Here is a 19,617-nt window from a genome sequence, read left to right on the forward strand (position 1 = left end):
CCCGGCCAAGCTGTTGCGCCCGGGCCGGGGCATGGTAATGGCGACCGCGCCCCGTTTGCACGCCTCCTTTTTCCCCCACCGTCCAGCCCCGGGCCCGCATATCGATGCTCGATGACCGAGACAGCCTGCTGCGCCGCCTGCATGAGATGCGGAGCGAGCACCGCGACCTCGACACGGTCATCGCCCGATTGCAGGACAGCATCGCCGATCAGCTCCAGGTGCAGCGGCTGAAGAAGCGCAAGCTGAAGCTGAAGGACGAGATCTCCTGGCTGGAAAGCCGCCTCCTGCCCGATATCAGCGCATGAGCGACCCAATTCCCCCCTCGGCGCCCCTTATCGGCGTCATCATGGGCAGCCGCTCCGACTGGGAAACGATGCGCCACGCGGCGGAGGTGCTGGAGCGGCTCGGCATCCCGCACGAGACGCGGGTGGTCTCGGCCCATCGCACGCCGGACCGGCTGTTCGAATACGCTAAGGCAGCGCGCGGCCGCGGCCTCCGGGTCATCATCGCCGGCGCCGGTGGCGCGGCCCATCTGCCGGGCATGGCCGCCGCCATGACGCCGTTGCCGGTCCTTGGCGTGCCGGTCGAGAGCCATGCGCTGAAGGGCATGGACAGCCTGCTCTCCATCGCCCAGATGCCGGGCGGCATCCCCGTCGGAACGCTGGCCATCGGCCGCGCCGGCGCCACCAATGCCGGGCTGCTGGCCGCCGCGATCCTCGCCCTCTCCGACCCGGAACTGGCCGGTCGGCTCGATGCCTGGCGCGCCGCCCAGACCGAGGGCGTGGCGGAGACGCCGGCATGAGCTTCCCGCTGCCGCCGGGCTCGACCATCGGCATCCTGGGCGGCGGCCAGCTCGGCCGGATGTCCGCCATGGCGGCCGCCCGGCTCGGCTATCGCTGCCATGTCTATGCGCCCGAGACCGAGAGTCCCGGGATGCAGGTCTCCGCCGCCGCGACCGTCGCTCCCTATGAGGACTCGGCGGCACTGACCCGCTTCGCCGCCGCGGTCGATGTCGTCACCTTCGAATTCGAGAATGTCCCGGCCGAGACGCTGGCGACCCTCGCCCCCCTCGCGCCCTGCCGTCCGGGGGTGGAGGTGCTGCGGGTCTGCCAGGACCGTCTGGCCGAGAAATCCTTTCTCGAGAGCGCCGGCGTCCCCGTCGCCCCCTGGCGCGCGGTGGAGGACGAGGCCGGCCTCGCCGAGGCCATCGCCGCGATCGGCCTGCCGGCGGTGCTGAAGACGACCCGCCTCGGCTATGACGGGCGCGGCCAGGCGGTGATCCGCCGCCCGGAGGAGGCCGCGGCCGCCTTCGCCCGGCTGGCGCCGAAGCCGCTGATCCTCGAAGCCTTCGTCCCCTTCGTCGCCGAGGTCTCGGCCATCGCCGCGCGCGACGAGGATGGCGCGACCGTGGTCTATGACGCGGTCGAGAATCGCCACCGCGACCATATCCTCGATCTCAGCTTCGCCCCGGCGCGGCTGCCGGCCGATGTGGCGGCCGCCGCACGGCGCCATGCGGTGGCGGTGGCCGAGGCGTTGGGCCTGATCGGCGTGCTCGCGCTCGAGATGTTCGTGCTGCCGGACGGCCGGTTGCTGGGCAATGAGATCGCGCCGCGGCCACATAATTCCGGCCACTGGACCATGGATGCCTGCGCCGCCGGCCAGTTCGAGCAGCATGTGCGCGCCGTGGCCGGCCTGCCACTGGCTGCCGCGACGCGACATCACGATGCTGTGATGCGAAACCTCGTCGGGTCGGACGGCCTGGAGCGCTGGCCAGGCCTGCTGCGGAGCCCGGGCGTGGTGCCGCACTGGTATGGCAAGGCAGAGGCTCGGAAGGGCCGAAAGCTGGGCCACGCCAATCGGTTGCTGCCGCTCGGCAGCCTCGACAGCCTGGATGACGAGGCCGCCCTGGCCGGCCTGTGACGTATTTGCCATCCCCCGCTGTGGTTTTCTCGCCACATCGATGCGGAATTGGTTCCGCCTGGGGTGCAGGTTGCGGTCCTCGATGCTAGGTTCCCGAAACGCAGCGCTGTCGCCGCCTCAACTTCGCGGCAGAGCGTGGCGACACACAGCGTTTCGGAAGAATCGAGGAGAATGGTGATGACCCTCAGGAAGGCCCTTCTGGCGGCGACGGTGCTGGCGCTGCCGGTTGCCGCGCAGGCGCAGCCGGTCTCCGGCCTCTACATCGGCGCCGGCGGTGGCCTGAACTTCCACCAGACGTCGAACAACAACGGCGCCAAGACCAAGTTCGACGATGTCGGCGCGGTCGGCCTCGTCGCGATCGGCTGGGGCTTCGGCAACGGCCTGCGCGCCGAGATCGAAGGCAGCTATCGCCACAACGAGATCCGCAGCATCACTGGCGGCGGCAGGAACGGCAATGGCGGCTATTTCCGCAACTACGCCGCGATGGCCAACGTCCTGTATGACTTCAATCTCGGCCTGCCGGTCATTCCGTACCTGGGCGTTGGCGTCGGCTACGGCTGGGCCGATGTCGACAAGGCGCGCCTCGCCGGCCCCGGCGCCGCCCGCTATCGGATCGAGGACACTGACGGCAACCTCGCCTATCAGGGCATCGCCGGCCTGGCCTTCGCGCTGCCGGTTCCCGGCCTGGCGCTGACCGCTGAGTACCGGTTCTTCGGCACGCTCGAGCCGAAGCTGGACATCGACCGCACCAGCACCGTGGGCGCCCCGGGCGGCACCTACAAGCCGACCAACTACAACCACAGCGCGCTGCTCGGCATCCGCTATGCCTTCAACGCGCCGGTTGCCCCGCCGCCGGTTCAGCAGGTTCCGGCGGTCGTGCAGCCGGCCGAGACGGCCCGCACCTACCTGGTCTTCTTCGACTGGGATCGTGCCGACCTGACCGACCGCGCCCGCCAGATCATCGGCGAGGCCGCCAGCGCCGTCCGCCGCGTGCAGAGCACCCGCATCGAGGTGGCCGGCCATGCCGACCGTTCGGGCACCCCGCAGTACAACCAGCGCCTCTCCGAGCGGCGCGCCCAGGCCGTGGCCGCCGAGCTGGTCCGTCAGGGCGTGAGCCGCAACGAGATCGCGGTCACCGCCTTCGGCGAGAGCCGCCCGCTGGTTCCGACCGCGGATGGCGTGCGCGAGCCGCAGAACCGCCGCGTCGAGATCGTCCTGCGCTAAGCAGCCGACCTCCCGCAAGGGCTTGGGAAAGGGGTGCCGAAAGGCGCCCCTTTTTCTTTGAGTTTCAGGCTGTAACGGCGGCTGTGGCAGCCTTGCCACAGTCACAGAGCTCGCGTTTCCGGCACCGAACTTCCCGCCAATTTTTTTCTTAACCGAGGGAACGCACCCCGCGCCCGCACCGGATGGCCGGTTCCCGACGGGGCTGCGTCTCTTGCTTGGAGCATAGTTTATGAGCCTGAAACGGGCCCTGCTGGCGACCACCGCGGTCGCTCTCCCCCTGCTCGCCGGCCTCGGCACCGCCAGCGCACAGCCGGTCACCGGCCTCTATATCGGCGCCGGCGCCGGTGCGAACTGGGTGAACAGCCCCGAGCGTTTTGAACCGGCTTCCGAAGGCTTCACCATCGGCGGTCAGCGGAACACCGTCGGCAAAGCCAATTTCAACACCGGCTGGGTCGGCGTCCTCAGCCTGGGTTGGGGCTTCGGCAACGGGCTTCGTGCCGAGATCGAGGGCAATTACCGTGAGAACGAGGTCGACAGCCTCCGCGGCTTCAATCTCGCGCCCCTCTCCCGGACCGGTGGCTTCCAGCGCTCCTACGGCGTGATGGCCAATGTGTTCTACGATTTCGACTTCGCTAACTTCGGCCTCGGACAGAGTGTCATTCAGCCCTATGTCGGCGTTGGCGCCGGCTATGCCCTGACCGAGTTCAGCAACATCCGTGGCGTCAGCGCCGGAAACGGTCTGGTGCTGCACGCGGATGATAAGCAGAGCATCGGGGATGGCAGCTTCGCCTTCCAGGGCATCGTGGGCCTTGCCACGCCCTTGACCTGGCTCGGCGTTACCGGCCTGACCCTGACGGCCGAGTACCGCTTCTTCGGCATGCTGGAGAATGAGGTGAAGGGTTCGATCCGGGATGGGGCGAACCGCATCGTCGGGAACACCAGGCTGGAGACGGACAAGTACAACCACTCCGCCATGCTCGGCCTGCGCTACGCACTGTTCCAGCCGCCGCCGGCCCCGCCGCCGGTCGTCGCTGCCCCGGCCCCGGCTCCGGTGCCGGCTCCGGCGCGGACCTATCTGGTGTTCTTCGACTGGGATCGGGCTGACCTGACCACCCGCGCCCGCGAGATCATCGGCGAGGCCGCCCAGAACGCCCGGCGCGTCGAGTCCACCCGGATCGAGGTTGCGGGCCATGCCGACCGTTCCGGCACGCCGCAGTACAACCAGCGCCTGTCCGAGCGCCGCGCCCAGGCGGTTGCGGCTGAGCTGATGGCCCGTGGCATCGGCCGGAACGAGATCAGCGTGACGGCCTTCGGTGAGAGCCGGCCGCTGGTCCCGACCGCGGATGGCGTGCGCGAGCCGCAGAACCGCCGCGTCGAGATCGTGCTCCGCTAAGTCTGACGCTCCGGCCGGGTGGCGACACCCGGCCGGGACTGCAGGCTGACATGGAAAAGGGCGCCGCGAGGCGCCCTTTTTTCGTCTCTGAAGCCAGTCATGTCCTAGAGAATGTTGAACAGGTAGAGCAGAATCAGAATCGGAATGGGGATACCAAGGAGCCAAAGCAGAATGCCGCGCATGGTTACTCTCCGTTGCGTTCCAACACGTCTGGAACGCTTGCTGGTCCTTTCGGCTCCCGCACGGGCCTGCTCTCGCCTCCTCGTGATGGTCGGCCTGCTGCTCGGGCTGGCCGGTTGCGCCACCGACCCGAGCGCCGAATATCTGGGCGGCTTCGGTGACCCGATCCGTGGCGCCGCGCTCTATGCCCCGCGCAATCTGGGCGATACCAGCCGCTGGGCGGGCCAGCCGGCCGAGGCCGCGGTCGCGGCGGAACAGCTCGAATTCCTCACCGATTCCCTCACCACCGACCCGCGCTATGCGCCGGAGATCAACCCGGCCGTGCTGCAAACCCTGCAGACCGCCCGGACCGAGATGCGCGGCTATCTCGGCATCGCCCCCGATGCCGCACCGGCGGGTGTCATCGCCGGCCTGCGCCGCGCCGCCGAAGGGTTGCGTGCCGGCAGCCGCGCTCGGGCCGAGGCTGCGCTCGCCGGCCCCGCCTTCACCGCCGGCCCGACCGGGACCCTGCAACGCCTTGCCACCATGCCCCGCCTGCCGCGCACCGCCGAGGCGGCCGGCATGGTCGCCGCCGAATTCGATCGGCTGGAGCGGCGGCGCTAGAGCAGTTCCAGCTGCCGCGCCGGCGCAGCCGCATCCGGCGGGGGCGCGAATTGGCTGCAATCCAGCCCTTGCGAGGCCACGCGGCTATTGCCGAAGCCAAGCTTGCCGGCGGCCAGGGCGAAGCGGCGGGCGAGCATATCGGCATAGGCGCCGGTCCCGGTCTGGCGGATGCCGAAGCGGCTGTCATACATCGCCCCGCCCCGGGTCTCGCGGATCAGGGCCAGGATGCGGGCGGCACGGTCCGGGACATGGCTGCGGACCCACTCCTCGAACATCGCCCGGATCTCGAGCGGCAGGCGCAGCAGCACATAGCCCGCGCGCGTAGCGCCGGCCTTGCAGCTTTCGGACAAAATGCGCTCCAGCTCCGCATCATTGAGGCCGGGGATCATCGGCGCGGCCAGCACCCCGGCCGGAACCCCGGCCTGGGCCAGGGCCTGGATGGCCTGCAACCGCCGCAGTGGGGAGGCGGCGCGGGGCTCCATCCGCCGGGCCAGCGCCGGGTCGAGCGTCGTCACCGACAGGCAGACATGCACCAGGTTCCGCTTCGCCAGCCGGGTGAGGATATCCAGGTCGCGCAGCACTCCGGCCGATTTGGTCACGATGGTGACCGGATGGCCAAAGCGTTCCAGCACCTCCAGCACCTGGCGGGTCAGCAGCAGGGTGCGTTCGATCGGCTGGTAGGGGTCGGTATTGGAGCCCAGCGCCACCGGCCGCGGCACATAGCCGGGGCGGCGCAACTCCTTCTCCAGCAGGGCCGGCAGGTCGGGCTTGAAGAGCAGCCGCGTCTCGAAATCGAGGCCGGGGGAATAGCCCACGGTCGCATGGCTCGGCCGGGCATAGCAGTAGATGCAGCCATGCTCGCAGCCGCGATAGGGATTCACCGAACGGTCGAAGCCGAGATCCGGGCTCTCGTTGTAGGACAGCGCGCTCCGCGCCCGCTCCTTCAGGAGCGTGGTCGGCAGCGGCGGCAGGTCCGCGAGATCGGCCAGGCCCGCCCAGCCATCATCGAAGGCCTCGCGCGCCGTGCTCTCATAGCGGACGGGCGGGTTCGAGAGGGCGCCGCGGCCCTTGCGCGCGCCGGGCAGGAGGGCGGAAACAGACGATCCGTCCGGCATGGTGACCGTTCCTTCTCTGTTCTGCACCACCCTGCCAAGGCACTCCAGCCCTGTCAAGAACATCGTAGGAACGCTTGGTTAAAGACCGCTCAGAACAAAGCCTGACCGTGATCATCCCGACCCTGAACGCGGCCGGCAGCCTGGGCGGCGTCCTCGCCGCCTGCGCCGGGCTGCCGGTGGTGGTGGTGGATGGCGGCAGCACCGATGGCACGGCGGAGCTGGCGCGGGCCGCCGGGGCACGGCTGGTCGCAGCGCCGCGTGGCCGGGGCGTGCAGCTCGCGGCCGGGGCAGAGGCGGCGGAGGGAGAATGGCTGTTCTTCCTCCATGCCGATACCCGGCCCGGTCCTGGCTGGCGGGATGCCCTGCGGGCGGCGATGCGCGATCCCGGCCGGGCGCATTACCTCCGCTTCGCCCTGGACGACCCCTCGCCTGAGGCACGGCGGCTGGAACGGCAGGTCGCCTGGCGCTGCCGGGTGCTGGCCCTGCCCTATGGCGACCAGGGGCTGCTGATCTCGCGCGCGCTTTATGACGCAGTGGGCGGCTTCCGGCCCCTGCCGCTGATGGAGGATGTGGATCTGGTCCGCCGCCTCGGCCGGCGCCGGCTGGCCCCGATGCCGGCCGAGGCCATCACCTCGGCGGCGCGCTGGCGGCGGGAGGGATGGCGTCGCCGCTCGGCCCGTAACCTGCTCTGCCTCTCGCTCTGGTTCCTCGGCCTGCCGCCGGGGATGATCCGAAGGATCTATGGATGAAGGGCGATGCGGTGATCCTGTTTGCCCGCGCCCCGCGGCTCGGCACCGTGAAGCGGCGGCTGGCGCGGGAGGTGGGGGATGTCGCGGCGCTCCGCTTCCATCGCGGGCAGGTGGCGCGGCTGGTGCGGCAGCTCGGCCGGGACCGGCGCTGGCGGCTGGTGCTGGCGGCGACGCCGGACCGGGCGCGCTGGCGGGCCGGGGTGGCGCTGCACCCCCAGGGCGGGGGCGATCTCGGCGCACGGATGGCCCGCGCCCTCGGGCGGCACCGGCGGGCGGTGCTGATCGGCAGCGACATCCCCGGCCTCGGCACGGGCGATATCGCCGCGGCCTTCCGGGCGCTGGGGCGGGCGGACGCGGTCTTCGGCCCCTCGGAGGATGGGGGCTACTGGCTGGTCGGCTTCGGGCCGCGGCGGCCGGAGCGGCCCTTCGCCCGCATCCGCTGGTCCAGCGAGCATGCGCTGGCCGATACCCTGGCGAATTTCAGCCGGCACCGGGTGGCGCTGCTGCGGCGGCTGCGGGACGTTGATAGCGCGGCGGATCTGCGGGAGGTCGGGCAGTGGCGGTGAATCTGCGGCGTCTGCGGCGCATGCCCCTGGTCTCGCCCCGGCTCTGGCGGCGACGGCTGATGGCCTGGACGGGGGCGTTGCTGGTGGCACTGGCCGCCATCCTCTTTGCCTGGGCGGCGGACGGGGTGCATGAGCTTTTCACGGCGCTGACCGGGCCGCAGCCCTGGCTGGTCTTCCTGCTGGCGCCGGCCGGGCTGGCGCTCTCGGCGGCGCTGACCCGCCATGTCTTCCCCGGTGCCCAGGGCAGCGGCATCCCGCAGGTGATCGCGGCGCTGCACATGCAGGACCCCCGGCTGGTGGACCGGATCCTGGCCGTGAAGATCGGCTTCGGCAAAGTGGTGCTGACCCTGCTCGGCCTGCTCGCCGGCGGCTCGATCGGGCGGGAGGGCCCGACGGTGCAGGTCGGCGCCACCATCATGCATGCGCTCGGGCGGCGGCTGGCGCTGCCGCGGCCGGAGCTGCAGCGCGGCCTGATCCTGGCCGGCGGGGCGGCGGGGGTGGCGGCCGCCTTCAACACGCCGCTGGCCGGCGTCGTCTTCGCCATCGAGGAGCTGAGCCATTCCTTCGATGCGCGGGCTACGGGGACGACGCTGATCGCCGTCATCATCGCCGGCATCGCCTCCATCGCCCTGGTCGGGAACTACGCCTATTTCGGGGTGAGCGAGACGCAGCTCGCCTTCGGTGCCGGCTGGGCCGCGGTGCTGGCGGCGGGGCTGCTGGGCGGGCTGCTGGGTGGGGCTTTCAGCGCCCTGCTGGTCCGCGCCGCGGCCGGGCTGCCGGGCCTTGCGGGGCGGCTGGTCGGGCGGCATCCGGTCGGCTTCGCCGCGCTCTGCGGCCTGGCGCTGGCCGTGATCGGCTGGGCCTCGGGCGGGACCACCTATGGCACCGGCTATGCCGAGGCGCGCGGGCTGGTCGAGGGCGGGGCCGCGCTGCCGGCGGCCTTCGCGCTGTGGAAATTCCTGGCGACACTCGTCTCCTATCTCAGCGGCATCCCGGGCGGCATCTTCGCGCCCTCGCTCTCGATCGGCGCCGGGCTCGGCCATTGGCTTTCGGTGCTGATGCCCTTCGCCCCGGCCGGCGCCGTCGTCCTGCTCGGCATGGTCGGCTATTTCGCCGGGGTGGTGCAGGCGCCGATCACCGCCGCCGTCATCGTCATGGAGATGACGAGCAACCAGGCGATGATGATCCCGCTGATGGCGACCTCGATGCTGGCCTATGGCGTCTCCCGCCTGGTCTGCCGCAGGCCGCTCTACGGTGCCCTGGCGCGGCGGTTCCTGCTGGCGCAGGAGCGGGGGCGTGGCGGGATGCGCAGCCCGTTGGGCGAGGCCGGAGGTTGAGGGCCGCTGAGGGATTTTTTGCCTTGGACAGGAGGGCGGCGCAGCCGATGCTGGTTGCATCGGCAAGCCGGTCGACGCATCCAAGGCGAAAAAGACCCGGCGGACCGACCCGACCGGCCTTGCCCAACGGGCTTCAGGAGGACCCGCCATGACCGCGCCGCTTTCCATCGGATTCCTGTTATTCCCGAAGCTGACGCAGCTCGACTTCACCGGCCCCTATGAGGTGATGAGCCGGCTGCCGGGCGCGCAAGTCCGGCTGATCTGGAAGGAGGCGGGGCCGGTCCGGGCCGATACGGGTCTCAGCATGCTGGCTGATACGGCCATGGAGGGCTGCTCGCAGCTCGATATCCTCTGCATCCCCGGCGGGCCGGGGGTGGCGGCGCTGATGGAGGATGAGGCGGTCCTCGCCTTCCTCCGCGCCCAGGCGCCGGGGCTCCGCTACCTTACCTCGGTCTGCACCGGGGCGCTGGTGCTAGGGGCCGCGGGGCTGCTGAAGGGCCGCCGGGCGACGACCCATTGGGCCAGCCATGATTTCCTGGCCGCGCTCGGGGCGGAGCCGGTACAGGCGCGGGTGGTGCGGGACGGCAACCTCGTCACCGGCGGCGGCGTCACGGCGGGGATCGACTTCGCCTTGACCATCGCCGCCGAGATCGCTGGGCCGGAGGTGGCGCAGGCGATCCAGCTCCAGATCGAATATGCCCCCGCCCCGCCCTTCCAGGCCGGGCGGCCGGAGACGGCGCCCGCTTCCGTGCTGGAGGCAGCCCAGGCACGCGGCGCCGGGATGCGGGCCGAGCGGGAAGCGTTGGTGGCCCGGGTGGCGGCCCGGCTGGCGGCCTGAGCCTGCCCGGGGGCGGTTGCCCCGTGCTGCGGTGCAGCGCACAGTTGGGGCAATGGCCTTCGATCCGATCACGCCGCCCCCTCCGCCAGCCGAACCCGTCACCGATGTGCGGCGGCTGATCCTGCTGCTCGGCATTTCCTGCTTCGCCGGGGCCTTCGGCGGGCGGGTGCTGGACCCCTTCGTCACCACCATCGCCGGGGAATTCACCGCCCCGGTGCGGGAGGCGGCGCTGCTCGCCAGCGCCTATGCCCTGCCCTTCGCGCTGATCCAGCCGATCCTCGGCCCGATCGGCGATGCGGTGGGCAAGCGGCGGGTGATCCAGGCGGGGCTCTGCTGCCTGACCCTGTTCTGCCTCCTCGCGCCGCTGGCGCCGAGCCTTGGCGTGCTGCTGGCGCTGCGGGCGCTGGCCGGAGCGGCGGCGGGCGGGATCATGCCGCTGACCCTGGCGGCGGTCGGCGATGCGGTGCCGATCCAGGGGCGGCAGGTGGCGCTGAGCCGGTTGCTGGTCTTCTCCATCGTCGGCCAGATCGCGGGCGGGGCACTGGCCGGGGCGCTCGGGCCGCTGATCGGCTGGCGCGGGCTGATGCTGGTCTGCGCCGGACTCGCCGCCGCCGCGGCCGTGGTCATGCTGACCATCCCGCTGAGCCGGGTGCCGGAGCCGCGTGGCCGGTTCGACCCGGTGCGGGCCATCCGGCGCTACCGCGCCATCCTCGCCCTGCCGCAGGCGCGGCTGCTCTATGCGGCGGTGGCGATCGAGGGGGTGCTGATCTTCGGCACCTTCCCCTATTTCGCGCCGATGCTGGAAAGCCGGGGCTTCACCGGGGAATTCGGCGCGACCGCCGAGGCGGGGATGACGGTCGCCGCCTTCGGCCTGGGCGGGGTGGTCTATGCCATGGTGGCGCGGCCGCTGCTGGCGCGGCTCGGCCAGGGGCGGATGGTGGTGCTGGGGGGCGGGCTGGCGGCGCTGGCGCTGCTGGGCTTCGGCCTGGCGCCCTCGGTCGTGGTCTTCATCGCCTCCGGGCTGGCGCTCGGGACCGGCTTCTACATGATCCACAACAGCATCCAGACCCGGGTGACCGAGCTGGCGCCGGAAGCGCGCGGTTCGGCCGTCGCGCTGCATGCCTTCCACTTCTTTACCGGCCAGTCGCTGGGGCCGGTGCTGGTGGGGCTGGCGATGGCGGGTGTCGGCCCGGCGCCGGCGATGGCCGTGGCGGCGGTGGCGATCCTCGCCCTGGCGCTACGCCTGAAGCGCCGGTAGGCGCCCGGCCTCGCGCCGCTGTTCGTAGGCCTTGGCGTGGATATAGCCGGCCTCGTGCAACTCATGCGGGATGCCGGCCGCCTTCGCCGCATCGAGCAGGAAGCCGAGGATATGATCCGCCTCGATCCGCCCGCCGGCCTCGAGGTCGCGGAGCATGGAGGCCGCATAGGTGCCGGCCGGATCGGCGAAGAGGCGCTGGTAGTCCGCGATGAAGCCGGGGCGGACCGGATGGCCGTTGGCGGCGGCGATGGCGGCGTTTCGGTCGAGGATGCGGTGCATCAGGGCGACGCCGCCAGGGGCGCGGGCGATCTCGCCGGTATTGGCGCGCATCAGCACGGTGCCGAGGGCGCTGGTGCCGAGATGGACCAGCTTCTCCCACATCCGCGCCATGATGTCGGGCACCGCCTCGGCGACCATGCCCTCGGCGCCGGAAGCGAGCGTGGCCAGGGCCTGGGCGCGGGGCGAGAGGCTGCCATCCAGCTCCCCGAAGGTCAGCCAGCGCCAGTCGTTCAGCTGGCGGACCACCCCGGCCGGGGTCAGCGTCGCCTGGATCTTGGCCAGGCCGCCGAGGACCTGGCCCTCGCCGAATTCCCGGCACAGGCGGTCGATATGCGCGAGGCCGTTGAGCACGGGCAGCACTGCCGTGCCGGGGCCCATGGCGGGGCGGATGGCCTCGATGGCGGCATCGAGGTCATAGGCCTTGCAGGTGAGGAGGACGAGGTCGAAGCCCGGCTCCGCCGCGAGCAGCGTGCGGACGGAGAGGCGGGCATTGCCGAAGGGGCTCTCGATGACGAGGCCCTCCGCCGCCAGCTGAGCCTGCCGGCGGGGGCGGACGAGGAAGGCGACCTCCGCCCCGGCCTGGGCCAGGCGGCCACCGAAATAGCCGCCGAGGGCGCCGGCGCCGAGGCAGAGGATGCGCATCAGCCGGCCTTCAGATGGTCCAGCAGCTTGGTCGTCGCCGCGGCCTTGTCGGTGCGGTCGATGGCGGCGAGCTCGGCGGCGAGGCGGTCCATCGCCTGCTCGTAGATCTGCCGTTCGGAGAAGGACTGGTCGGGCTGGCCGGCATTGCGGTGCAGGTCGCGCACCACTTCCGCGATGGCGACCGGGTCGCCGCTATTGATCTTTGCCTCGTATTCCTGGGCGCGGCGGGACCACATGGTGCGCTTGATGCGGGCGCGGCCCTTCAGCGTGTCCAACGCCTCCTTCATCGAATCCGGCGCCGCGAGCTTGCGCAGGCCCGAGGAGGCGGCCTTGTTGACGGGCACGCGCAGCGTCATCCGGTTCTCGTCGAAGGTGACGACGATGACCTGGAGGGTGAGGCCGGCGGCGGACATGGACTCGATGCCCTGGACGGTGCCGACCCCATGGGTCGGATAGACGACATGGTCGCCGGCTTTGAATTCCACGGGTTTCGAAGGCTGCCTGGGAGGGATGGAGGGATGGGTGTCGCGCCGCGCCAGGGGCGGGCCGACTGGCGGGGCGGGGCTGCTGAGCGAGGGCTCAACCTTGGTGAGGACGGGCATGGGTGGCGGCACGGGCGCGGCGGCCTGGGCCTCGGCGAGGCCGGGCTTCGCGGCCGGCGGTTTGGGCGGCGGTGCCGGCTTGGCGGCTTCCTGCTTGGGGGCTTCGGTCTTGGGCGCCGCGGGCTTCGCGGCCTCGACCTTCATCGGGGCGGGCTTGGCCGCGGCCGGCTTGGCCACCGGTTTCGCCGCGGGCTTGGCGGCCGGCGCTTCGGCCGCCGCGACCTTGGCGGGGGCTTTCGCCAGGGCAGCCGCGACGGCACGCGGCTTCGGGGTGGCCGGGCTGGCGGCCTTGCGTCCCGGCGCGGGCTGCGGGCCCGGGGACTTGGCGCGAGCGGGTGGCTTCATACCGGCGTCATCTCCTGCGTCGCTGGCCCTGCAAGCCGAGCACCGAAGGGGGGCGCGCTCGGCTGGCCAGGGCCAGGACATGTCATCGGCTCAGGACAGGTCCGGTTCTCTCAAGGCGCCAAGGCTTTGCATGCGGGCCCGGAACGGGCACCCGCGAGCCTCGGTCCGTCCTCGCGGGCCGTCCATGCCATCACACTGTAACCAATAGCATTATTTTTGGGATGTGTCACCTGCTCGTCCCGAGAGGGCAGGACTGTCCCAATTTCGAGACGGCCGGCCTTGGCTCAGGGCTTGCCGGGGCTGGGGCTGAACATCTCCCGCTTGCCGGGCTTGTCCTTCCACTCATCGGCATCGGCCGGCGGCTCCCCCTTGCGGGTGATGTTCGGCCATTCCGCCGCATAGGTGCGGTTGAGCTCGGCATAGGGCGCGGCACGGTCGTCGCTGTCTGGGACGATCGCCTCGGCCGGGCATTCCGGCTCGCAGACGCCGCAGTCGATGCACTCGTCCGGATGGATCACCAGCATGTTCTCGCCGACATAGAAGCAGTCGACCGGACAGACCTCCACGCAATCCATGAACTTGCACTTGATGCAATTTTCGATGACGACATAGGTCACGGCAGGCAGTCCCCGGAGCCAGGCTGAACGGCAGGGGCGAGACATGGACCGCCACGGGCCCGCTGTCCAGAAGCTAGCCTGTGGACCCTGCTGAGATGTCTTCGAATAGCTGCTGCGCCTCGCTGGCCGGGCCGCGCCGGTCCGCGAGAGCCAGCACGCGCCAGACCCGCACCACCCCCCGCTCGGCGCTGCCGAGGGCGAAGGTCAGCACATCGCCGGGGCGGAGCTTGTAATGCGGCTTGTCGGTCGGCTGGCGGTTCACCCGGACCCCGCCGGTCTCGACGATCCGGGAGCAGGCGGCGCGGGTCTTGGCCACCCGCGCGCACCAGAGCCATTTATCGAGCCGCTGCCAGTCCTGGTCCTCGGTCTCGGCCACGGCTTACCGCAGCTTGAGCGTGGCCAGGATGGCGAAGGGCGAGTCGGGATTGATCCGCGGCTCGGGCTTGCGCGGCGGCTGCGGCGAGCGCGGGCCGCGCGGCGGTCCGTCATGGCGGGGCCCATCATGGCGCGGCTGGCCATGGCGCTGGCCCTCATGCCGCGGACCTTGCGGGCGCTGCCCTTCCGGCCGCTGGCCCTCGGGACGCGGGCCACGATGCTGCTGCGGCGGGCCCTTGCCCTGGTGCTGCGGTCGCCCCTGATGCTGCGGCCGCGGGCCACGGGCCTCGCGCAGCAACTCGGCCGGCACCGGCGGCCCGAACATCCCCTCCGGCAGGGCGGGTGGCTGCGGCCGGGCCTGCTGCGGCCGGCGATCGCGCTGGCCTTGCGGTTGCCCCTGGGCTTGCCCCTGCCCTTGGGGCCGGCGGTCGCCGCGCGGATGGTGGTGCTGCGGCCGCGGCTGCGCCACGCGCAGCGGCGTCGGCGGGCCATACTGGCCCTCCTCCAGCGGCACCGGCTCCAGCAGGCGGAAGCCGAGCGCGGTCAGCGTCACGCCGAGCGTATCCGCCTTCACCCCGAGCCGGCTGGCGAGATCGGGCGGCGGCGGTGCCGGGGCCCGGCGCGTCAGGTAGCCCAGCTCGGCCGCGATCCGCTCCGCGACATCGAGGCGCAGCAGGACGGGGCCCGCCTCGATCCAGCCGATGGTCGCGGCGAAGCCCGGCGGCCAGTCGGCCCAGGGCACGGTGGTGGTCGCCTCCGGCTCCGGCCGGTGCAGGGCCACGAGGCCTGGCGCCGGCAGGGAGGGCGTGTCGATATTGCGCGACATGGCCCAGAGCTGGGCGCGCAGCGCCATGGCGCGGGGCTTCAGCGCCTCCGGCACGAAGAGGGCAAAGCGGCCGGCGCGGACGCCGATCGCCTTCAGCTTCTGCCGCAGATCGGGATTGATATTCCCCTCGGTGCCGCCGAGGGCGATGCCGAGCTGTTCCCGCAGCAGGAAGGCTGGGCCGCGCAGCGCGCCCTCCGCCTCGGCCTTGGCCTCGATGGCGGCGAGGATGCCGAGCTCCTTGGCGATCAGGCCTTCCACGAATTTCGCCAGCCGGGCGCGGACGCGCTCACGCTGGGCGCCGTCGAGGAATTCGCTCGGCAGCGGATCGACCTGCGGCTTGGAGGGCTCGGAGCCCGGGCGGAGCCGGGCGACCTCGGCGGTGCCGGCGCCGTTGTTCCAGGTGATGCGATGCGTCGGCGTCAGGGCGAAGGCATCGTCCTTCGCCACTTCGAGGGCGGCGACGCGGCGCGGCATCTCCTCCTTCAGCGCCCGGCGGGCGGCGCGGAGGATGAGCTTCTTCTGCTCCTCGGTCTCCGCCTCGGCCTCGGGGTGGAAGAGGAAGCCCTCGACCTTGCCGACGGGATGGCCCTCGACCACCACCTCGCCCTGGCGCGTCACCGCGGAGAGCAGCTCTTCCTCGGTATCGTCGAGGCGGCGGATCAGATGCGCGGCGCGGCGATCGACGAAGCGCGCCGTCAGCCGCTCATGCAGCGCGTCGCTGACCGCATCCTCGGCCTTGCGGGCCTCGGTCTGGAGCGTCGCAGCATCCTTCAGCCAGTCGGCGCGGGCGGCGACATAGGACCAGACCCGGATGCTGGCGAGGCGCGCCATCAGCGTATCGAGATCGCCCTCGATGCTGCTGCACTGCGCGATCTGGCCGAGCGCCCAATCCTCGGGCAGCACGCCATCCTCGGCCAAGTGGCGGAAGACGCGGCTGCAGAGCGCGGCGTGGCTGTCGTCCGAGAGCTTGCGGAAATCGGGGATCTGGCAGGCTTCCCAGAGGAGCTGCACCCGGGCCCGGCTGGAGGCCAGGGCCCGCACCTCCTCCTCCCGCGCCAGCATGGAGAGGGTGATGTGGTCCGTTGCGTCATTGCCCTTGGCGAGGCCGGGCTGCGGCGCGGGCATGGCGAGGCTGTCGAGCAGCGCATCGACATTGCTGAAGTCGAGGTCGCTGTTGCGCCAGGCCAGGGTCTGCAAGGGCTCGAAATTATGGGTCTCGATCTTGTGGACGATCTCGTCCGGCAGCGGCGGGCATTCGCCCGTCACGCCGAAGGTGCCGTCGCGCATGCCGCGGCCGGCGCGGCCGGCGATCTGCGCCGCCTCCTGCGCCGTCAGCTGGCGGGGCTTGTGGCCGTCGAATTTCTGCAAGGAGGCGAAGGCCACATGGTCCACATCCATGTTGAGTCCCATCCCGATGGCATCCGTCGCCACCAGGAAATCCACCTCGCGGTTCTGATAGAGCGCCACCTGGGCATTGCGGGTGCGCGGGCTGAGCCGCCCCATCACCACGGCGCAGCCGCCACGGCGGCGGCGGATGGCCTCGGCGATCGCATAGACCTCGCCGGCGGAGAAGGCGACGACGGCGCTGCGCGGCGGCAGGCGGGTCAGCTTCTGCGGCCCGGAATGGGTCAGCTGCGAGAGGCGCGGCCGGGTCTCGATCTCGGCTTGCGGGACCAGGCGCTGAAGCAGCGGCCGGATGGTCTCGGCGCCGAGGAACATGGTCTCGACCATGCCGCGGGCATTCAGCAGCCGGTCGGTGAAGACATGGCCGCGATCCGGATCGGCGCAGAGCTGGATCTCGTCGACGGCGAGGAATTCCACGCGCCGGTCGAGCGGCATGGCTTCCACCGTACAGGCGAACCATTTCGCCTCGGGCGGGACGATCTTCTCCTCGCCGGTGATGAGCGCGACGTATCGCTCCCCCTTGGCGGCGACCATGCGGTCGTAATTCTCGCGCGCCAGCAGGCGCAGCGGGAAGCCGATGATGCCGCTGCTGTGCGCCAGCAGGCGGGTGATCGCCAAATGGGTCTTGCCGGTGTTGGTCGGGCCAAGCACCGCGCGAACCCGGGCTTCGAACATAGGGGTATGGGTGTCCGGCATGCGGCGCCATTCCTGGGCCGGATGGCGACGGATTGCAACCTCGGGCGCAGGATGCGCCAGACCGGCTTCCGCTCGGCCAGGCTCGCGGAAGCCGGTCTGGGTTTTGTCGGGCGAGCAAATTACCCCTCCCGGATGTTCCATCCTTCCGGGGTTTGCTCTAGTCGCCCGCCATGCCCCTCGCCGTACAAAGCCGCTTCGCCCTGGTCTATGCGGCGCAATTCGCCACGGTCGGCGTGCTGGTGCCCTTCATCCCGGCGGTGCTGGCCGGACATGGGCTGACGCCGGGCGAGATCGCCACCATCCTCGCCCTCGGCTCCGCGGTGCGGCTGCTGGCGGCCCCGGCGGTGGGGCGCGGGGCCGATGGCTGGGGGGATGCACGGAGCATCCTGGTCCTGGCCTCGGGGCTGGCGGCCTGCACCATCACCGGCTTCGCCTGGGCGCCGGGCTTCGGGGCGCTGGTCGCGGTGGCCATGCTGCATGCGCTGGTGAGCGCGCCGGTGGTGCCGCTCTCGGATGCGCTCTGCCTCGGCGGGGCGCGGCAGCTTGGCTTCGATTACGGGCGGGCGCGCTCGGCGGGCTCGGCCAGCTACATCGCCGCCGCGGTGCTGGCGGGCTTCGCCGTGCAATGGGCCGGGGCGCCGGTGGTGGTCTGGCTGGCCTCCCTGTTCTTCCTGCTGACGGCGCTGGCGGCGCGCGGGGTGCCGCGGCTGGAGGCACCGGCCGCCGGGCGGGGCGGCTTCCGGGCGCCCTTCCGCGACCCGGCCTTCCGCTGGCTGCTGCCGCTTTCGGCGCTGATCCAGGGCAGCCATGCCCTCTACTATGGGTTCGCCACGCTGCACTGGCAGGCGGCCGGGCTTTCCTCCGGCGTCATCGGCCTGCTCTGGGGCGAGGGCGTGGTGGTGGAGGTGGCGCTCTTCCTCTGGGGCCGGCCGCTGGTGGAACGCCTCGGCCCGGCGGGGCTGGCGGGGCTCGCGGCCCTGGCCGGGGTGGTGCGCTGGAGCGTGACGGCGATGACGAGCTGGCTGCCGGCGCTGGTCGTCGTGCAGCTGCTGCATGCGCTGACCTTCGGGGCGATGCATCTCGGCGCCATGCGGGTGCTGGGCAGCCTGCCGCCCGGCCAGGCGGCGACGGCGCAGACCCTGCATTCCTCGCTCGGGGTCGGGCTGGCGATGGGGCTGCTGACCTATGGCTGCGGCCCGCTCTATGCCCGCTTCGGCGGGGAGGGCTTCTGGGCGATGGCCGCATTGTGCGCCATCGCACTGCCGATTGCCGGGAATTTGCGGCGGGCTCTCCGCCGGCGGAGGGGCTGAACGGGCCCCTACCGCTGGACGCCCGGGCCAAGCGGGCACAGACTAAGCCCTTGATCGGCTGATGACGGAGTGCGGCATCCCATGCTGTTGCACACCATCCTGACCCGCATGATCCGGACCGGAAGCCTGACGGTCCGCTACCCCTCGGGGCGCATCCGCGTCTATGGCACGGGAGAGGCTCCGATGGCCGGCCTCTGGCTCCGCACCCCGCGGGCCGAGCGGCGCATGGTGCTCAATCCCGGCCTCGCCCTCGGCGAGCTCTATATGGATGGCGAGGTGGAGCCGCTGGACTGCTCGATCTTCGAGCTGCTGGACCTTATGGCGGGAAATCTCTGGGCCGGCGCGCCGCATCCGATGGAGACGCTGAACTACCAGCTGCGGCGGCTGCGGCGGCGGATCGACCAGCTCAACCCGGCCGGGCGGGCGCGGCGCAACGTGGCGCATCACTACGACCTGAACGGGCGGCTCTATGCCCTCTTCCTCGACCGGGATCGGCAGTATTCCTGCGGCTATTTCCCGACCGGACAGGAAACGCTGGACGAGGCCCAGACGGCCAAGAAGCGGCACATCGCCGCCAAGCTGCGGCTGACCGAGCCGGGGCTGGAAGTGGTCGATATCGGCTGCGGCTGGGGCGGCATGGCGCTGACCCTGGCGCGGGACTGGGGCGCGCGCGTCACCGGCATCACCCTGAGCGAGGAGCAGCTGGGCGTCGCCCGGAGCCGGGCCGAGGAAGCCGGCCTCGCCGACCGGGTGCGGTTCGAGCTGCTGGACTACCGGGCGCTGCCGCAATTCCTCGGGCGGCCGGTGGACCGGGTGGTCTCGGTCGGCATGTTCGAGCATGTGGGGATCGACCATTACCGCAGCTTCTTCCGCACCCTGCGGGGGCTGCTGAAGCCGGATGGGGTGGCGCTGATCCATGCGATTGGCCGCGCGGCCGGGCCAGGGGCGACCAATCCCTGGCTGACGAAATACATCTTCCCCGGCGGCTATTCCCCCGCCCTGTCCGAGGTGCTGCCGGCGGTCGAGGCCTCCGGCCTCTGGGTCACGGATATCGAGATCCTGCGCCTGCACTATGCCGAGACGCTGAAGCACTGGCGGCGCCGATTCGCCGCCAACCGGGATGCCATCCTCTCGCTCTATGACGAGCGCTTCTGCCGGATGTTCGAATTCTACCTGGCGGGGGCGGAGCTGTCCTTCCGCCGCTCGGACCACATGAATTGGCAGCTCCAGCTCTCGCCCAGCGTCGATGCCCTGCCGATGTCGCGGGACTACATGCTGGATGCGGAACGGGCGGCGGCCGGGGGGCGGGTTTCGGCCTGATCCTCCGTGTCGGGCGGG

General features: G+C 71.4%; 19 protein-coding genes. 13 read left to right on the forward strand and 6 right to left on the reverse strand.

What is annotated here, in order from left to right:
* The first annotated feature begins 104 nt into the window (after positions 1 to 104).
* The 6 genes from JMJ55_RS08410 to JMJ55_RS08435 all read left to right on the forward strand — a co-directional run bounded on the left by JMJ55_RS08410 (position 105) and on the right by JMJ55_RS08435 (position 5,320).
* The gene (locus JMJ55_RS08410; RefSeq protein ID WP_202825092.1) at positions 105 to 305 is read left to right on the forward strand and encodes a YdcH family protein; all 201 of its coding nucleotides are present in this window, start codon (positions 105 to 107) and stop codon (positions 303 to 305) included.
* On the forward strand, positions 302 to 802 hold the full coding sequence (purE, locus tag JMJ55_RS08415) for a 5-(carboxyamino)imidazole ribonucleotide mutase (protein WP_202825093.1): 501 nt from the start codon (positions 302 to 304) through the stop codon (positions 800 to 802). Before JMJ55_RS08410 ends, purE begins: the two co-directional genes overlap by 4 nt.
* Positions 799 to 1,920, forward strand: a complete 1,122-nt coding sequence (locus JMJ55_RS08420; protein ID WP_202825094.1) for a 5-(carboxyamino)imidazole ribonucleotide synthase — start codon at positions 799 to 801, stop codon at positions 1,918 to 1,920. The genes purE and JMJ55_RS08420 overlap by 4 nt, the downstream gene beginning before the upstream one ends.
* A 177-nt stretch (positions 1,921 to 2,097) precedes the next feature.
* On the forward strand, positions 2,098 to 3,144 hold the full coding sequence (locus JMJ55_RS08425; protein WP_202825539.1) for an OmpA family protein: 1,047 nt from the start codon (positions 2,098 to 2,100) through the stop codon (positions 3,142 to 3,144).
* Between the two features lie 229 nt (positions 3,145 to 3,373).
* On the forward strand, positions 3,374 to 4,537 hold the full coding sequence (locus tag JMJ55_RS08430; protein ID WP_202825095.1) for an OmpA family protein: 1,164 nt from the start codon (positions 3,374 to 3,376) through the stop codon (positions 4,535 to 4,537).
* Positions 4,538 to 4,804: 267 nt separating this feature from the next.
* Positions 4,805 to 5,320 carry a hypothetical protein gene (locus JMJ55_RS08435; protein WP_202825096.1) on the forward strand — a complete coding sequence of 172 codons (516 nt, stop codon included), beginning with the start codon at positions 4,805 to 4,807 and terminating at the stop codon, positions 5,318 to 5,320.
* On the opposite strand, the gene JMJ55_RS08440 is transcribed toward JMJ55_RS08435, so the two are convergent.
* Entirely contained in the window at positions 5,317 to 6,435 is a 1,119-nt protein-coding gene (locus tag JMJ55_RS08440) for a PA0069 family radical SAM protein (protein ID WP_202825097.1), read from the reverse strand. The genes JMJ55_RS08435 and JMJ55_RS08440 overlap by 4 nt on opposite strands.
* 107 nt (positions 6,436 to 6,542) lie before the next feature.
* Between JMJ55_RS08440 and JMJ55_RS08445 the strand changes: the two genes are divergently transcribed.
* The 5 genes from JMJ55_RS08445 (at position 6,543) to JMJ55_RS08465 (ending at position 11,183) form a co-directional block, all read left to right on the forward strand.
* Positions 6,543 to 7,184, forward strand: coding sequence for a TIGR04283 family arsenosugar biosynthesis glycosyltransferase (locus JMJ55_RS08445; RefSeq protein ID WP_328702590.1), 642 nt, complete (start codon positions 6,543 to 6,545; stop codon positions 7,182 to 7,184).
* The gene (locus JMJ55_RS08450) at positions 7,181 to 7,750 is read left to right on the forward strand and encodes a TIGR04282 family arsenosugar biosynthesis glycosyltransferase (protein WP_202825098.1); all 570 of its coding nucleotides are present in this window, start codon (positions 7,181 to 7,183) and stop codon (positions 7,748 to 7,750) included. Before JMJ55_RS08445 ends, JMJ55_RS08450 begins: the two co-directional genes overlap by 4 nt.
* Positions 7,741 to 9,087 carry a chloride channel protein gene (locus tag JMJ55_RS08455; RefSeq protein ID WP_328702591.1) on the forward strand — a complete coding sequence of 449 codons (1,347 nt, stop codon included), beginning with the start codon at positions 7,741 to 7,743 and terminating at the stop codon, positions 9,085 to 9,087. The genes JMJ55_RS08450 and JMJ55_RS08455 overlap by 10 nt, the downstream gene beginning before the upstream one ends.
* A gap of 148 nt (positions 9,088 to 9,235) precedes the next feature.
* The gene (locus JMJ55_RS08460; RefSeq protein ID WP_202825099.1) at positions 9,236 to 9,925 is read left to right on the forward strand and encodes a DJ-1/PfpI family protein; all 690 of its coding nucleotides are present in this window, start codon (positions 9,236 to 9,238) and stop codon (positions 9,923 to 9,925) included.
* Positions 9,926 to 9,977: 52 nt separating this feature from the next.
* A complete protein-coding gene (locus JMJ55_RS08465; protein ID WP_202825100.1) occupies positions 9,978 to 11,183 on the forward strand; it encodes an MFS transporter in 1,206 nt (401 codons plus the stop codon).
* Here the strand turns inward: JMJ55_RS08465 and JMJ55_RS08470 are convergent.
* From JMJ55_RS08470 to JMJ55_RS08490, 5 genes are all read right to left on the reverse strand, one after another.
* On the reverse strand, positions 11,163 to 12,104 hold the full coding sequence (locus tag JMJ55_RS08470) for a ketopantoate reductase family protein (protein WP_202825101.1): 942 nt from the start codon (positions 12,102 to 12,104) through the stop codon (positions 11,163 to 11,165). The genes JMJ55_RS08465 and JMJ55_RS08470 overlap by 21 nt on opposite strands.
* A complete protein-coding gene (locus tag JMJ55_RS08475; RefSeq protein WP_236033532.1) occupies positions 12,104 to 13,051 on the reverse strand; it encodes a CarD family transcriptional regulator in 948 nt (315 codons plus the stop codon). Before JMJ55_RS08475 ends, JMJ55_RS08470 begins: the two co-directional genes overlap by 1 nt.
* 284 nt (positions 13,052 to 13,335) lie before the next feature.
* On the reverse strand, positions 13,336 to 13,668 hold the full coding sequence (fdxA, locus tag JMJ55_RS08480; protein WP_202825102.1) for a ferredoxin FdxA: 333 nt from the start codon (positions 13,666 to 13,668) through the stop codon (positions 13,336 to 13,338).
* Between the two features lie 73 nt (positions 13,669 to 13,741).
* On the reverse strand, positions 13,742 to 14,044 hold the full coding sequence (locus tag JMJ55_RS08485; protein WP_202825103.1) for an RNA-binding S4 domain-containing protein: 303 nt from the start codon (positions 14,042 to 14,044) through the stop codon (positions 13,742 to 13,744).
* A 3-nt stretch (positions 14,045 to 14,047) separates the two neighbouring features.
* Positions 14,048 to 16,969, reverse strand: a complete 2,922-nt coding sequence (locus JMJ55_RS08490; RefSeq protein ID WP_236033534.1) for a helicase-related protein — start codon at positions 16,967 to 16,969, stop codon at positions 14,048 to 14,050.
* A gap of 170 nt (positions 16,970 to 17,139) precedes the next feature.
* Between JMJ55_RS08490 and JMJ55_RS08495 the strand changes: the two genes are divergently transcribed.
* A complete protein-coding gene (locus JMJ55_RS08495) occupies positions 17,140 to 18,279 on the forward strand; it encodes an MFS transporter (protein ID WP_202825104.1) in 1,140 nt (379 codons plus the stop codon).
* Positions 18,280 to 18,360: 81 nt separating this feature from the next.
* Positions 18,361 to 19,599 (forward strand): SAM-dependent methyltransferase, encoded by a 1,239-nt coding sequence (locus tag JMJ55_RS08500; RefSeq protein WP_202825105.1) that lies wholly within the window; start codon positions 18,361 to 18,363, stop codon positions 19,597 to 19,599.
* Positions 19,600 to 19,617: the final 18 nt, after the last annotated feature.

The sequence above is a fragment of the Belnapia mucosa genome (assembly GCF_016775475.1).
Taxonomy (GTDB): domain Bacteria; phylum Pseudomonadota; class Alphaproteobacteria; order Acetobacterales; family Acetobacteraceae; genus Belnapia; species Belnapia mucosa.